We start from the raw sequence: 14,592 nt of genomic DNA, 5'->3' as shown, positions 1-14,592 counted from the left end.
TATTTGAGTATTTTAAAGGCAATTTATGGCTGAAACAATTAGATTAAATAAAGTATTAAGAGAACTTAACATATCTCTAGATCGTGCTGTAGAATTTTTAGATTCTAAAGGTGTCGACATAGAGAAGCGTCCAACTACGAAAATATCTGAAGAAACTTATAAAATTCTTTCAGATGAATTCGAAACAGACGCTAGTAAAAAAGTTAAGTCTCAAGAAGTAAGTGAAGCTAAGCTAAAGGAAAAAGAAGATTTACGTATTAAACGTGAACAAGAATTAGAAGCTAAGCAAAAAGCCCAAGAAGCCCGAGAAAAAGCTCAAAAGGAAGAAGTTGTTAAAGCTTCAAAAACACTTAGTGGTCCTAAAAAAGTAGGTAAAATAGATTTAGAGCCTAAAAAGGCTGAAGAGAAACCAGTCGTTCCTAAAGAAGAACCTGTAAAAGCTAAAGAGGAAACTCCTAAACCTCCTAAGTCTGAGCCTAAAAAAGTTGAGGAAAAACCAAAAGAAGTTGTTAAACCAGTTTCAAAAGAAAAACCTGTTGAGATTGATGGCGAATTGGTTACACCAGAAGAGAAAGTAAAAACTCAATATAAAAAGCTTAGCGGTCCTAAAATTGCGGGAGATAAAATTGATTTAACAAAATTTAATAAGCCAAAGAAAAAGAAAGAAGATAAAAAACCAGATGCTAAATCTGGTGATGCAGGAGCGGCAAACAAAAGAAAACGTCGTCGTATAAGTAAAGCTGGAGCGCCACAAGATAACAGAGGAGGAAATAAATCTGGCGGAAACAATAGATTTAAAGGAAAACCAGGACAAGGTCGTCGAAATATTGTAAAAGAAGAGCCTAGTGAAGAGGATGTAAAAAAACAAGTGCGTGAAACACTTGAGAAACTTCAAGGAAAATCAAGCAAAGGAAAAGGCGCTAAATATAGAAGAGATAAAAGAGATCAACACAGAGAACAGACTGAGATTGATCAACAAATAGAAGCTGCGGAAAGTAAAATACTTAAAGTTACCGAGTTTGTAACAGCTAGTGAAGTTGCAACAATGATGAATGTTGGAGTAACCGAAATTATTTCAGCATGTATGTCGCTTGGTATGATGGTAACCATGAACCAGCGTTTAGATGCAGAAACACTATCTATAGTTGCAGATGAATTTGGGTACCAAGTTGAATTTGTAACTGCTGATATCGAAGAATCTATCGAAGAGGTAGAAGATAAACCAGAAGATTTAGAAACACGTGCGCCAATTGTAACTGTAATGGGACATGTAGATCATGGTAAAACATCATTACTAGATTACATCCGTGAGGAAAATGTGATTGCGGGAGAATCTGGTGGAATTACACAGCACATAGGTGCTTATGGTGTAGAATTATCAAACGGTCAAAAAATAGCATTTTTAGATACTCCAGGTCACGAAGCCTTTACGGCAATGCGTGCACGTGGAGCGCAAGTAACAGATATAGCTATTATTGTTGCAGCAGCAGATGATGATATTATGCCGCAAACAAAAGAGGCTATTTCACATGCTCAGGCTGCAGGCGTTCCTATTGTTTTTGCTATTAATAAAATTGATAAACCAGATGCTAATCCAGAAAAGATTAAAGAAGGTTTAGCACAAATGAACTTATTGGTTGAAGACTGGGGTGGTAAAATTCAATCTCATGATATTTCAGCAAAAGTAGGAACTGGTGTAAAAGAATTATTAGAAAAAGTATTGCTTGAAGCTGAATTGTTAGAGTTAAAAGCAAATCCAAATAAACCAGCAGTAGGTACAGTTGTAGAAGCATTTTTAGATAAAGGTCGTGGATATGTATCAACTATATTAGTACAAGCAGGAACACTTCGTGTAGGTGATTATGTTTTAGCTGGAAGAAATAGTGGTAAGGTTAAAGCCATGCATGATGAACGTGGAAATGATGTAGAAGCTGCGGGTCCTTCAACACCAGTATCTATTCTTGGATTAGATGGTGCGCCACAAGCGGGTGATAAATTTAATGTATTTGAAGACGAACGCGAAGCAAAACAAATTGCTGCAAAACGTGCTCAATTACAACGAGAGCAGTCAGTTAGAACTCAGCGTCATATAACGCTTGATGAAATAGGTAGACGTATAGCGCTTGGTGATTTCCAAGAATTGAATATTATTCTTAAAGGTGATGTGGATGGTTCTGTAGAAGCATTAACAGATTCTTTCCAAAAATTATCAACCGAAGAAATTCATGTTAATATAATTCATAAAGGCGTAGGAGCAATTACTGAAAGTGATGTTTTATTAGCTACAGCATCTGATGCAATAATTATAGGGTTTAACGTTAGACCAGTTGGAAATGCAAGAATGATTGCTGATAAAGAAGAAATTGATATTAGAACATACTCTATTATATATGATGCCATTAACGATCTTAAAGATGCTATGGAAGGTATGTTGTCTCCTGAACTTAAAGAGGAGATTACTGGTACAGCAGAAATTAGAGAGATCTTTAAAGTTTCTAAAATTGGAACTATTGCTGGTTGTATGGTAACCAATGGTAAAATTCTTAGGTCATCTGGTATAAGATTAATACGTGATGGTGTAGTTGTTTACACAGGTGAATTATCGTCATTAAAACGATTTAAGGATGACGTTAAGGAAGTAAGTAAAGGTTACGATTGTGGTATGCAAATTAAAAACTACAACGATATTAAAGAAGGTGATATTATTGAAGCTTTCCATGAAGTTGAGGTTAAAAAGAAATTAAAATAAACTGATTAATATTCAGTTTATTTTAATTTCTTTTTTATTGATTTAATAATTTTAAGAGTTGGTAGGGATTTTAAAAATCTTGTGTTTTATAGCATAAATAACTAAGCCAATTCTATTTTTTACTTCTAATTTTTCAAATAGCGAATCTCTATAGCCATCAATGGTTTTAGGGCTTAGAAACATTTTTTTAGCAATTTCGTTATAAGTAAGTTCTGTACACACCAATTTTATAAATTCAATTTCTCTATCTTTTAATTTTGGTAGTTTATTAAAATTATCATTTAAGGCATTTATTAAAATGTTAGATACATTTTTAGTATGATAATAACCATTTTTTATAACTTCATTCAAAGCATACTCTAGGGTTTTTTTCTCAACATCTTTTAGCAGGTATCCTTTTGCACCAGCTTTAAGCATTTTAATAATAATTTGGTCTTCTTCAACTACAGATAAAGCAATTACTTTAATATCTGGATAATGTTCTTTTAAGTAGAGAGTAGTTTCAATACCATTCATTATAGGCATATTTACATCCATTAAAATGATATCGGGGATATTTTTAGGAGACTTTAATTTAGTGATTAATTCTTTACCGTTTTTGCATAAATAAAGAACTTTAAAATTTTCAAAAGAATTTACAAGTTCACTTATTGCTTGAGAAAGCAATACATAATCTTCTACAATAACAATACTATAAGGTTTCATTTTGCAAATCTTTTAGTTTGTAAAAAATCTTTAATTCTGTGCCTTCGTTTTCTATAGAGTTTAAAGTGGCTCTAGCATTAACTAGTTGGGCTCTTTTAATAATGTTTTTAATTCCCATGCCGCTATAGTTTTCTTTGTTTTCTGTGAAACCTCTACCATTATCTTTGGCTAAAATTGTAATGGTATTTTCTGCAAACGTTATTACTATATTTAACTTAGTAGCTTTAGCATGTTTTAAAGTGTTTGAAAGAAATTCTTGTATAATTCTAAAAAATACAATTTCAACATCACTATTCAAAGGTATTTCTTCTCCAATAATATTAAATCCTGCCTTAATGTATCCTAATTTATTAAGTCTTTCAATTTCTTGCTTAATTGCAGAAACTAAAGAAATGTTTTTAAGAGTTTCTGGACTAATAGACTTAGATAAAGCTCTAAGTTCTTTTAGGCCTTTGTTAAGTGTAATTAAGGTGTCTTCAATACCAATACCTTCACTATTTTGAAGCTGTATTTTTGCTAGAGTCATTAATTGGCCAATGTTATCATGCAGTTCCCAGCTAATAGCTCTAAAGGTTTCTTCCCTTATTTCTATTTGAGTTTTTGCTATCTCTTGTTCAAAACGTTTTTCAGATTCTTTTTGTTTTGTGATTAATGCATTTTTTCTTTTTTGAAATACCAAAAAAAGTATAATCAAAATAGTACATAATAGTACTAATGTAATAACGGCTGCTAATATTGCTTGTCTTTCTTGCTGCATATAAAACCAATAATAAAACAAATATTCATTACAATACTTAAAATGTATTCAATAATATAAATGCTCTCATAATAAGATATTTTTTCCCAATAATTTTTTATGATTCTAGTTGGTATTTTTCCAACAAAATAGAGTAGTAAGCCAACACTTATCCAAAATAATAGGTTTTTTGAAACATATAGAACTTTTTCTGTATTTAGAACTTCTAAAAAGTAGAATAAAATGCTAATAATAACTAGAATAGCACCAATAATAAAAGGAATTGTTTGAATTTGGGTAAAGTAATTTTGAAAAAAAAGGTTACCAAAAAATGATATTAGATATATTATTATAAAATAATGAATCCATTTTTTGTGTTTGATGTTTTGTATATAAGCTTTAAAAAGGATTAATAAAAAAATAAAATTTATTAGATGGTATATATTGTAAACAATGTAATTTGAGCCAAAAACACTATAGTAATATTTGCCAAAAAATTCAATAAACACAACTAACCATAATAAAACTAAAAAGTATCTTAAAAAGGTATGTTTATATTTAAAAAAATAAATCGAGCCTATTATGGCTGTAATAAGCTCAACATATTTAATAGTATATTTTATATCTAAAAAGGATATTTCAAAAAGCATTTATCTAATCTTCTTTTTTTGGAGGTGGGGCTAATTCTCCTTCATTTAATATTAAACTGGTTGTTTTTAGAGCATTTGAATTTTTAAGGAAAAAGCTAAAATTGGCCTCTTGTTTATTGTTTGAGTTTTTTTGAAAGTTTTTAATACGGCTATTTTTGTCATCTGTATTTAAAACCAATTGATTTAATACTGTATATGTTCCTTTAATTGGGTTTTCAGGGTTATCTGGAATAATGCCAAATGGTAGATGATTTAAGTTTTCGTACTTAGAGTTAATACCAGAATTGGCAACCGTAGGTACCAAAAATACAGATTGCTGGTTTGCAAACTTTTTTGATGTTTCATTATATCTTCCAAAATAAACTCTAATACCAGATACTTTTTGATCTGGATTTTCCATTTGTACAGCTTCAATATAATTAATGTATGCTTTCATTTCTTCTAAAGAAAACCAAGCAAACTGAGTATCTTCAAAAGTACTGTCTTTATAAATTTTTTGTAGTAAAGGATTAACGACTTTACTTTTTACATTCATTTCTGTTTTAAACATATTAACAGCTTCATCAATAGTAATAATTTGTTTAGGAGGTGTTTTGCTGTTTTCTTCTTTGCATGAATACATGCATACAGGTATTGTTATGAAAACTAAAATTTTTAAGAATGTTGGATACTTCATTATTTAAGGTTTTTGTTTATTACAAAGCTACAAGTTTTATTAATCGATTTTACACATCTTAATTTTATCTAATTAGTAAATTTAAAATAAATATCTGTTAATCAGTTATTTATAAAATTAAAGTATACTCATTTAGGGTGTTTTTCCCCTTACTTTTTAAGGAAAAAATCTATGCCTTTTTCTGTTTTTCATTATAAAAATAAAGCATTAAACCTTGGATAAAAACGGTTTATATCCTCTAAAATTTATACGAATTTATAGACAATTTTGTTGAGTATTTAAATTGAATACATGGCGAAAACCGAAAAGCTATAATAGAGTAGGTAGAAATTAAAATATTATTAAAATGAATCTTTATCAAGAAATTTATCATGGAGAGTCTTTTCAGGAAGAAGATTTTTATGACGCAGCACGTTACGCTTTTCATCAGGAATTAGCAGAAGCTTCTTCTGAGGAAATAGATAAATATTTAGCAGAACGTGTAAATGGAATGACAGCTGAGGAAGCAGAAAGTTTTTGGAGTAGTTTAGGAAACATTGCCAAAAAAGTGGGCTCTGGAGCTTTAAAAGTAGCTTCGGTTGCAGCGCCAATTGCAGGAACAGCAATAGGAGCAGCTTATGGGATGCCTCAATTAGGAGGAATGGCTGGTGGCTTAGTAGGTAATCTTGCAGGCGCAGGCGCTGGTGCATTAGATAAAGTCCCCGATTTCAAATCACGACGCCGAAGAAGACGCAGACCAAGTAGAAGAAGAGGTGGACGTACTAGAAGTAATGCACAACTAAGGCAAACTTGGGGGCAAACTAAACAAGCTCTTGGAGGATTGGGTCGTGCAGCACTAAGAGGTGCTAATCGTTATGCAAAAAATAATCCAGTAACACCAACAAACAGGCCAACAGGTCCAATTTTAGGAAAAAGTTCTTCGGCAGTATTATCTAATGTAGTAAACAACCCTCAATTTCAAGCACTATTATTCGGTCGAGCCAATGCACCACAAGGAGAAATTTACCATGAAAACATTAACGAGAACGATTTTGATTACTTAGACATGGTTGAAGCTATAAATTATTTAACTGAAGATATTATAGCAGAATATTACGAAGATGATTTACTAGATGATGATACATATTCAATTGATGAATACGGAGAGTTAGTTGTTAATTATCCAGAAGATAGAATTGAACGTGTTGAAAGTTACATAGAAGAATTAGTATAAATCCTTACAAATTATGAACCCTTTACTAGAATATATTAAAGCACAAAAACCAGAATTAGCAGAGGTTATAACGGCTTTAGACACCATACAATCTCAAAAAGAAGAAACACAAGAAACCCCTATAGAGGTAACACATGATGTTGTTAATACTGATGATTTGAATGTAGAAGAATTTTCATTAAAAGATCAAACACAAGTTTTAAAAGCACAAGTTTTAAAATTAAAACGTATGGTCAAATTCTTAAAACAGGAAGTCATTAATGAAGCAGAAATTAATAATGATTTTGCTTTAGCAGTGGGAGCATGTTCAGATTGTTTTGGTTGTGATGATGATTGTGAAAAATGCGAAGGTAAAGGAGAACCCGGTTTTTTTGTTCCAGATTTTGTTCACTACAAGGAACTCATAGTTCCAGCACAGAAAAAATATAACCTACACTTTAAAAATAACAAGTATTAACAATTAAATATTAAAATTATGTATTACACAGAAGATTTGTTTGACGACAGTTTATTAATTGAAGATTTATTAGATGATGGAATCTTTGATGAAGATTATTACGAAGACGATTTATTAGACGATGATCTATTAGATGATGATTTTGGTGAAGATTTCGCCGAAAGACGTCGAAGAGGCCGAAGAGGCAGACGTTTTAAAAGACTATCTCCTAAAATTAGCCGAAACGTAAGACAACGCTCAAACTTTGGAAAAGCAGTAGCTGGAAATTCTAAGAATTTGGTAACAAAAGCCGATTTAAAAGTGGCTTTAAATACAATTTCTAAAGATGTAAATGGGCTTAAAAGAACTGCCATTTCAAATGGGAAAACCTTAAAAGCTGTAGATGGTAAATATTCAAGTATTGTAAAAGACATTGCAAGAAAAGATGCTAATCAAACTAAGGTTTTAAAGAACATGCAAACCATGAGTATGTTGGGTTCGTTATTAAACAAGCCAAAGTTTAATGAAGAAAACCTAGAGTTAACAGTAGTAGAAAAAGAAAACGGACCAGATGAAGTAACTGTTAAAGAAAAAGAGAATGATAAAACAGTAAACTTTGATCAAACTCTAAGTTTGTTATTACCAATGCTTTCTACTCAAGGAGATTCGGGTTCTGGTAAATCATCAAACGATATGATGTTACCATTGGTGTTAATCATGTCTCAACAAAACAATGGAAGCGGCTCTAGTTCAGATTCTAGTAACTTAATGTTGCCATTAGTTTTAATGATGATGAATAAATAATCAAGTATTTAAAGAAAGGCTGAAGGTATTGGCTTTTAGCCTTTTTTATTAAACTATTTAAAGATAAAATCATGGAAGCAACTGTAAAAAAAAAGGTGGTAAAAAAAGCAACAACAAAAGATAAAAACAATATAAAAGAGATTGATAAAAAGAAGAAAAAGGCTAAAAAAATAGCAAGTATAGAAGATGTTTTAATAATACTAAAAGCAAATAAACCTAAGCAAAAGGTAGTGTTTAAAAGTATTGAAGAGCTTGTAAAAGCAATTAAAAATTCTAAACCAAGGGTTGTAACCGTAGAAACTATAAAACCTGAAATAGAAAATTTAAGTAAAGTTGTCAATACAGTTTTAAAAAAAGAATTGACAACTATTTCGCAAAAGCAAGAAGAATTAGTTGAGGCTATTAAAACGGTAAAAAACAATAAGCCTTCACAAAAAATTATAACTTTTTTTAAGAAGCATAAAATAGACCTGTCTAAACCCACAAGTTTCTTTTTAGAATCGCAACTAGATAGTATAGAAGAAGGGTTGAACGATAAAGATTTTATTGAAAATTTAAAAAAGATTCCAAAATCAAATAATGCGAAACTTAAAAAAGCACACACTAGATTCAAACCATTTTTAAATAAAGAATTTCTCAATAAGTTAAAGATTATGGAATTGGAACTTAATGATGAAGTTTTTGTAATGCCAATTATGATGCAAGTTTCTTCATTTATAGATTCTGTAAAATACTTCATTCCAAATGAAGGTACTTCAAAAATTAAAGAATTATAATAACCAATGGATCCTAAACTTAAACTCATAGTAAAAGGTAATCCGCGAGAAGAGCTACAGCTTTTATTGCGATTAAAGAGTGCGCATATATATCCAAAACATTGCAAGGTCATTTCTCAATTTGGAGACATTATTAGCTGTCGTATTCTAAGAAAAGATTTATTATCAGTTTATGATGATCCAGCAACTAGAAGTTTAAAAGCTCCACAAGTAATTCCTGCAGATTTTTATGATGATTCTGGGTATTCAAATGTTATAAATAAAGTAAATCGGCATCAACCAAAAACAAAAAAGAGTCCAGTTGTTTTTGGGATAATTGATTTTGGATTCGATTTCTCTCACCCAGATTTTTTAGATAATGAAGGTAAAACCAGATTCGAAAAAATATGGGTGCAACCATTAAAGCAATCCAATAAAAACAAATATGGTTATGGTGAAATATTTAATGATTCTCACATAAATAATGCGTTAAAAAGTAGAGAACCATTTAAAAGTTTAGGGTATCACCCTGGTAGAAATGATTTTATAGGAAGAGGAATGCATGGTACTCATGTTTTAGGTATAGCAGCATCTTCGGGAGTTATTAGCAAAAAAAGTTTTGCAGGTAATAGTCCAATAGTAGCAGTAGATATGGGATCGAGCTATGTAAATGGTTCAGATCTATCACTTGGCGATTCAGTAAAGCTAATTGAGGGATTAGATTTTATTTTAAAACAAGCTGGAAACAGACCATGTGTAATTAATATGAGTTTAGGTGGGCATTGTAGCGATCACACCGGAAATACTTTGGTAGAAATTGCCTTTAATAATATTTTAAAGAAAAGAGGTGGAACAGTAATAGTACAAAGTACAGGTAATTATTTTTTAGCCAATTGCCACAATGCTGGAATTTTAAGTCAAGATGAAACCATAGAAATAGAATGGCTGTTTAAGGCCAGAGACCGATCAGCAAACGAAATTGAAATTTGGTATGAAAATGAAGATAGAATAGCAGTTGAATTGCTAGATGATGAAGGTAATGTGTTTGGTGAATCTTTTCCATTTCAAGATAGTATTATTAATTATGATGGTATACAAAACGGAATCATTTTTCATAGACATAATGAGCCAAATTCAACAAAAAATCACATCAATATTATTTTGTCTAAAAGACCAGATTCTAGACGTTTAATTGTGAGGTTAAAAGGTATTGAAATATCAAATGGAGAATACCATGCTTATATAGAGCGAGACGATGTTGGACAATCTTATTTTTCTGCCGAAGATGTAAACACGAATTTTACCATAGGGTCAATTTGTAATGCGCCATTAACTATTGCAGTAGGAGCATATAATCAAGAAGATATTTATAAAACACCAATGCATTTTAGTAGTGCAGGACCTACAATAGACAGGAGAATAAAACCCGAAATTTTGGCAGCAGGAAATAAAATTGTAGCAGCAAAATCTGCAGCAAAATTTCAATTAAAATCAAAATCAGAATTAACAGCCAAAAGTGGGTCAAGTATGGCGTCTCCTTATGTTGCCTCTTTAGCTGTAAAAGTATTAGAACATTTTCCAAAAATCAATATTTACGAACTCAGGCAACTATTATTTAAAAGTTGTACAACGCTAAATTCAATGAATAAAACTATTATAAACAAATCGGGTTATGGTGTTATTGAAGTAAATAAGTTAAATACATTATTAAAACTTAAAAAGAAGCAATATGAGAACAATAAATCAACATAGATATAATGGGAGTTTTAATGGTTATAATCATGAAGATTCTTTAGCCGAATTAAATTCTTATAGTCAAATAAAAGAGGTGCAACGTTTCTTAATTCAAAATGGATATAATTTAGGAAGTTGGGGTGCAGATGGCGATTTAGGTCGTATGACCAAGCAAGCTATTTACGATTATATAAAAGCACAAAGCGGAAGTACTCCACCAACAATAAATCCAGTTACGCCTTCAAACAATGCTTTGGTAAATGAGTTTAGGGCTATTTTTCAACGTAAGAATTATGTTTTTCAAGAAGAAGAATTACGCCTAAACATTATAGGAATTAGAAATCTAGATGCGAATGCCGATTTTTTTGATGATGAATTGGTGGTTATCTGGAAAGAAATCGGAATCCATAATGTAAGACGCTATCCGCTAACTACTGATCCAGGAAAAGGTTATCTACAGAGTGTTATGATTAATCCAAAGGGGACAGCTATTTTAAAAGCAGGACAGTACAGAAATGCATACAAATTAGGATTACACAGAAGTAAATATGTAGCATTAGTTCAGCGTAACGGACCTGTTACCGTTTACAGAGATGATAATAAAAATGGTAGTTTGGATTTTATGGTTGGTAACACTGATACAGGTTATTTTGGTATTAATATTCATAAAGCAGGAACCAATTCAACAAATGTAAACAAATGGTCTGCTGGTTGTCAGGTGTTTAAAAGAGAAGCTCATTTTAATGAGTTTATAGAGTTGTGTAAAAAATCTGAACGTAAACATGGTGCAGGAACAAAATTCACTTACACTCTTTTGGAAAAACGAGGTGTTTCAATTTTATAATTAAGAGTCATGAGAACAATATATAATTATCCAGATTTAAGCGAACAATATATAGGAGAACTAAATACAAGTAATGAAGTTAAAGAAGTACAGCGTTTTTTGCATACTAGAGGATACGATTTAGGAAGTTATGGGGTAGATGGAGATTTATGTCCAAAAACCAAAAAAGCACTCTATAGTTATTTTAAGACAGAGATTAATAGTGGAGGTAGAGTAACACCACAAGTTAATCCGCCAGTAACACCTTCGACTGGCTCTAAGTTAGATAGGTTTATTGCTGCACATGGTACTAAAACTTTTAAGAATAGTAATGAGATAAATACATTTTTTACTCAGCTTACAGGTAAAGATTTCTGTACTTGGTTCAAAGACGAAATAGGTAACAAAGGGTTTTGGGGAAACATTACTTTTGAAGGAAGAGCAAAACACGGACGAAGTATTCCAAGAAATAATTTTACAACGCATCAAAATAATTTTAATCGTGTTTGGGATAATATTCCTTTAATTTTTAATGGTGCTTTAGGTAATCATTCAATCAATATTTTTCAATTTTTTGCATTAGTAAGTATTATTATTAATGAAACAGGAGGGAAATTTACACCTATAAGCGAACGTGGTAGCTTAAGGTATATGTTTGGAACCAATTCTGGTAAAAAACGATCTTACAATACCGCCACAGCAAATGAAGATGCTTATACTTTATTTAGAAATAACACCTTTTTAAATGCACATAGGAGCTTACCTAATTATACCAGAGTAGCAAACACTACAAATAGAGCATGGTCAAGAGATGTTTATCCGTCTGGATTTTCAACAGATCCCACTAATGCTGGCATTATTTCTGAAGCCGATTTTTATAAATTTAGAGGTAGAGGTTTAATACAAACAACCTTTAGAAGCACTTATTCTCGTTTAATTAATTTTATAAAGAATTATTCTGGAGCAAATACAACATTACTTAATTATAAAAGAAGGTGGAGTGCTTTAACTGATTCGGTTATTTTAACAACAAGTAGAAATGCAGACTGGGATACTTTATTTTTAAATACCAATTTAGAATTTCCTTGCTATGCTATTTATAATTTTCAACATAGAAGAAATAATTTTTTGAGTATTCCTGCTACTAAGGCTAAACTAATACAAGAGTCTACTGCAAGAAGCGGTAGTGGTTCTATTTTTTATGTTGGCTATCGTGTTGGGGGAAATAGTAGATACGGAAGATTGCTAAAGAAACGTGTTTTACAAATGATTGATAAATTAACTTAGCTTATTGAAATTATTTTTTAGGCTTAAAAATAAAAGCATGAGGAAATTTTCTTTTAATACGCTTTAATGCTCTGTCTGCTTCCAAACGTGTTCTAAAACTACCCGCCCAAATTTTAAAGTTTGGAGTTTCGTATTGCATACTTGGATGCCAATTTCCAAAAGACTCACCAAATTCTTTTTGAGCATTTTGGGCACCAGAACGATTTCCAGAATAAACTTGAATTTTATATCTTTCAGAATCATTCTCGTTTTTATTCATTTCTTTTTTAAGCTCTAGTAAAGCATCAATTTTTTTGTCTTGATTAACAGTAACGCTTCCTTGTTGAGCAAAACTATAGACTGTGCTTAATACGAAACAAAAAACACTTAAAACTCTAATTTTCAAATTCAATGGTTTCATCTATCAAAATATATTTATACAAATGTATACGTTATAAACTTAATTCTAGCTCTTTTTATTATTTAGAATTTGTCTAAATTAACAATTAACAGTTCTCTAACATTTCTAAAATCGACTTTTAATATTACTTTTGCCACAGATTTTTTTAACTGTAATTTTTTTTGATTATTGTAAAGAAAAAATCATACCAAAGTTTAGAAGTTGATTTAACCAACAATATGAAATGAGGAAAATACAAGGTATCAAGTATCACTAAAATGATTATAGACACGTTGCATTTAACCTCTAAAACAATAAATATTAATAGATGAAACAGGTGATTCACCGTAAGTTAAGTTATAGCATTCTTCGTGTTAGCTTAATTATTTTATTAGCGTTTACAACAGCTCTTTCTGCGCAAGAAGGAGATCCAGCAAAAGGGAAATCTTTATTTAATGCCAATTGTGCGGCTTGTCATCAATTAGATAAAAAGATGACGGGACCAGCTTTACGTAATGTGGAAGCGCGTTTAGCTGAAGATGAAGGTTTAGACAGAGATTGGTTGTATGCTTGGATTCGTAACAGTTCTGGAGTTATTAAATCTGGTGATGCTTACGCAAATAAAATTTATAATGAATATGGTGGAGCTGCAATGACAGCTTTTCCTCAGTTGTCAGATGATGATATAAACAATATTCTGGCATACACTGCCCAAGAAAAAGCAGCACCTGCTACACCTGCTTCTGGGGCAGTAGATACTCAAACGCAAACATCTTCTGGAGGTATATCAAACGAAATTATTTTAGGAGCATTAGCAATTTTATTTATTTTGCTTGCAGCTGGATTGTATTTGGTAAATAAAACATTACGTCGTTTTGCTGCGGCTCAAAATATAGAGTTTCCTGAAGCCACAAAAAGAACACCGCTTTGGAAAGCCTTTGTACAAAATCAGTTTTTAATGATTGTTGTTGCAATATTCTTTTTGCTTTCAAGTGCTTATTTTGTTTATGGTTATTTATCTCAAATTGGTGTAGATCAAGGTTATCAACCTGTTCAACCAATACATTTTTCACATAAAATACATGCAGGGGATAATGGTGTGGATTGTAAATATTGCCATTCTTCAGCTAGAGTTAGTAAAACTTCAGGTATTCCTTCGTTAAACATATGTATGAACTGTCATAAATCAATTTATGAGTATAATGGTGAAACAACTCCAGAATATTCTAAAGAATTCTATGATGGAGAGATTCAAAAATTATATGCAGCGGCTGGTTGGAGTGATGCAGATCAAAAATACACTGGAGATTCGCAACCTGTTAAATGGGTGCGTATTCATAATTTACCGGACTTTGCGTATTTTAATCATTCACAACACGTAACTGTTGCTGGTGTTGAATGTCAAACATGCCATGGTCCAGTTGAAGAAATGGAAATTATGTATCAACATGCTCCACTTACAATGGGTTGGTGTATAAATTGCCACAGAGAAACAAATGTTGATGTAAAAGATAATGCTTACTACGAAAAAATTCACGAAGAATTATCTAAGAAATATGGTGTAGATGAACTAACCGCTGCTCAAATGGGTGGTTTAGAGTGTGGTAAGTGTCACTATTAATTAATTTAATAAGAAGTAATTCAA

At 31.3% G+C, this 14,592-nt stretch carries 13 protein-coding genes; 9 read left to right on the top strand and 4 right to left on the bottom strand.

What is annotated here, in order from left to right:
• Window positions 1-25: 25 nt before the first annotated feature.
• A complete protein-coding gene (gene infB / locus MBM09_RS00325) occupies window positions 26-2,749 on the top strand; it encodes a translation initiation factor IF-2 (RefSeq protein ID WP_238674843.1) in 2,724 nt (907 codons plus the stop codon).
• Between the two features lie 51 nt (window positions 2,750-2,800).
• On the opposite strand, the gene MBM09_RS00320 is transcribed toward infB, so the two are convergent.
• The 3 genes from MBM09_RS00320 to MBM09_RS00310 all read right to left on the bottom strand — a co-directional run bounded on the left by MBM09_RS00320 (window position 2,801) and on the right by MBM09_RS00310 (window position 5,516).
• Complete coding sequence (locus MBM09_RS00320; RefSeq protein WP_238674841.1) at window positions 2,801-3,454, bottom strand: response regulator transcription factor; 654 nt, start codon at window positions 3,452-3,454, stop codon at window positions 2,801-2,803.
• Window positions 3,441-4,211, bottom strand: a complete 771-nt coding sequence (locus MBM09_RS00315; protein WP_238674839.1) for a sensor histidine kinase — start codon at window positions 4,209-4,211, stop codon at window positions 3,441-3,443. Before MBM09_RS00315 ends, MBM09_RS00320 begins: the two co-directional genes overlap by 14 nt.
• Window positions 4,212-4,844: 633 nt before the next feature.
• Complete coding sequence (locus MBM09_RS00310; protein WP_238674837.1) at window positions 4,845-5,516, bottom strand: hypothetical protein; 672 nt, start codon at window positions 5,514-5,516, stop codon at window positions 4,845-4,847.
• 346 nt (window positions 5,517-5,862) lie between these two features.
• On the opposite strand from MBM09_RS00310, the gene MBM09_RS00305 reads away from it, so the two are divergent.
• The 7 genes from MBM09_RS00305 (at window position 5,863) to MBM09_RS00275 (ending at window position 12,568) form a co-directional block, all read left to right on the top strand.
• On the top strand, window positions 5,863-6,729 hold the full coding sequence (locus MBM09_RS00305; protein ID WP_238674836.1) for a hypothetical protein: 867 nt from the start codon (window positions 5,863-5,865) through the stop codon (window positions 6,727-6,729).
• 13 nt (window positions 6,730-6,742) lie between these two features.
• Window positions 6,743-7,186, top strand: coding sequence for a hypothetical protein (locus MBM09_RS00300; RefSeq protein ID WP_238674834.1), 444 nt, complete (start codon window positions 6,743-6,745; stop codon window positions 7,184-7,186).
• Window positions 7,187-7,204: 18 nt separating this feature from the next.
• Entirely contained in the window at window positions 7,205-7,969 is a 765-nt protein-coding gene (locus tag MBM09_RS00295; RefSeq protein ID WP_238674832.1) for a hypothetical protein, read from the top strand.
• Between the two features lie 71 nt (window positions 7,970-8,040).
• Complete coding sequence (locus tag MBM09_RS00290) at window positions 8,041-8,745, top strand: hypothetical protein (protein WP_238674830.1); 705 nt, start codon at window positions 8,041-8,043, stop codon at window positions 8,743-8,745.
• Between the two features lie 6 nt (window positions 8,746-8,751).
• Complete coding sequence (locus MBM09_RS00285; protein ID WP_238674828.1) at window positions 8,752-10,476, top strand: S8 family serine peptidase; 1,725 nt, start codon at window positions 8,752-8,754, stop codon at window positions 10,474-10,476.
• Window positions 10,454-11,302 (top strand): peptidoglycan-binding protein, encoded by an 849-nt coding sequence (locus MBM09_RS00280; protein WP_238674826.1) that lies wholly within the window; start codon window positions 10,454-10,456, stop codon window positions 11,300-11,302. Before MBM09_RS00285 ends, MBM09_RS00280 begins: the two co-directional genes overlap by 23 nt.
• A 9-nt stretch (window positions 11,303-11,311) precedes the next feature.
• Window positions 11,312-12,568, top strand: a complete 1,257-nt coding sequence (locus MBM09_RS00275) for a peptidoglycan-binding protein (RefSeq protein WP_238674825.1) — start codon at window positions 11,312-11,314, stop codon at window positions 12,566-12,568.
• Window positions 12,569-12,578: 10 nt separating this feature from the next.
• On the opposite strand, the gene MBM09_RS00270 is transcribed toward MBM09_RS00275, so the two are convergent.
• The gene (locus MBM09_RS00270) at window positions 12,579-12,968 is read right to left on the bottom strand and encodes an SPOR domain-containing protein (RefSeq protein ID WP_238674823.1); all 390 of its coding nucleotides are present in this window, start codon (window positions 12,966-12,968) and stop codon (window positions 12,579-12,581) included.
• 307 nt (window positions 12,969-13,275) lie between these two features.
• Here MBM09_RS00270 and MBM09_RS00265 point away from each other — a divergent pair, with 307 nt between their 5' ends.
• Window positions 13,276-14,568: a c-type cytochrome gene (locus tag MBM09_RS00265; RefSeq protein WP_238674822.1), complete on the top strand. Its 1,293-nt coding sequence runs from the start codon at window positions 13,276-13,278 to the stop codon at window positions 14,566-14,568.
• The last annotated feature ends 24 nt before the right edge of the window (window positions 14,569-14,592 follow it).

This window comes from Flaviramulus sp. BrNp1-15, from assembly GCF_022259695.1.
Taxonomy (GTDB): Bacteria; Bacteroidota; Bacteroidia; order Flavobacteriales; family Flavobacteriaceae; genus BrNp1-15.
This window is presented reverse-complemented; position numbering and strand designations above follow the sequence as displayed.

What these genes read in the sequence shown, in the direction of transcription:
- infB (WP_238674843.1), top strand. Translation starts at nt 26, where the DNA reads ATGGCTGAAACAATTAGATTAAATAAAGTATTAAGAGAACTTAACATA.
- MBM09_RS00305 (WP_238674836.1), top strand. Translation starts at nt 5,863, where the DNA reads ATGAATCTTTATCAAGAAATTTATCATGGAGAGTCTTTTCAGGAAGAA.
- MBM09_RS00310 (WP_238674837.1), bottom strand. Translation starts at nt 5,516, where the DNA reads ATGAAGTATCCAACATTCTTAAAAATTTTAGTTTTCATAACAATACCT.
- MBM09_RS00285 (WP_238674828.1), top strand. Translation starts at nt 8,752, where the DNA reads ATGGATCCTAAACTTAAACTCATAGTAAAAGGTAATCCGCGAGAAGAG.
- MBM09_RS00290 (WP_238674830.1), top strand. Translation starts at nt 8,041, where the DNA reads ATGGAAGCAACTGTAAAAAAAAAGGTGGTAAAAAAAGCAACAACAAAA.
- MBM09_RS00265 (WP_238674822.1), top strand. Translation starts at nt 13,276, where the DNA reads ATGAAACAGGTGATTCACCGTAAGTTAAGTTATAGCATTCTTCGTGTT.
- MBM09_RS00295 (WP_238674832.1), top strand. Translation starts at nt 7,205, where the DNA reads ATGTATTACACAGAAGATTTGTTTGACGACAGTTTATTAATTGAAGAT.
- MBM09_RS00300 (WP_238674834.1), top strand. Translation starts at nt 6,743, where the DNA reads ATGAACCCTTTACTAGAATATATTAAAGCACAAAAACCAGAATTAGCA.
- MBM09_RS00320 (WP_238674841.1), bottom strand. Translation starts at nt 3,454, where the DNA reads ATGAAACCTTATAGTATTGTTATTGTAGAAGATTATGTATTGCTTTCT.
- MBM09_RS00270 (WP_238674823.1), bottom strand. Translation starts at nt 12,968, where the DNA reads ATGAAACCATTGAATTTGAAAATTAGAGTTTTAAGTGTTTTTTGTTTC.
- MBM09_RS00275 (WP_238674825.1), top strand. Translation starts at nt 11,312, where the DNA reads ATGAGAACAATATATAATTATCCAGATTTAAGCGAACAATATATAGGA.
- MBM09_RS00280 (WP_238674826.1), top strand. Translation starts at nt 10,454, where the DNA reads ATGAGAACAATAAATCAACATAGATATAATGGGAGTTTTAATGGTTAT.
- MBM09_RS00315 (WP_238674839.1), bottom strand. Translation starts at nt 4,211, where the DNA reads ATGCAGCAAGAAAGACAAGCAATATTAGCAGCCGTTATTACATTAGTA.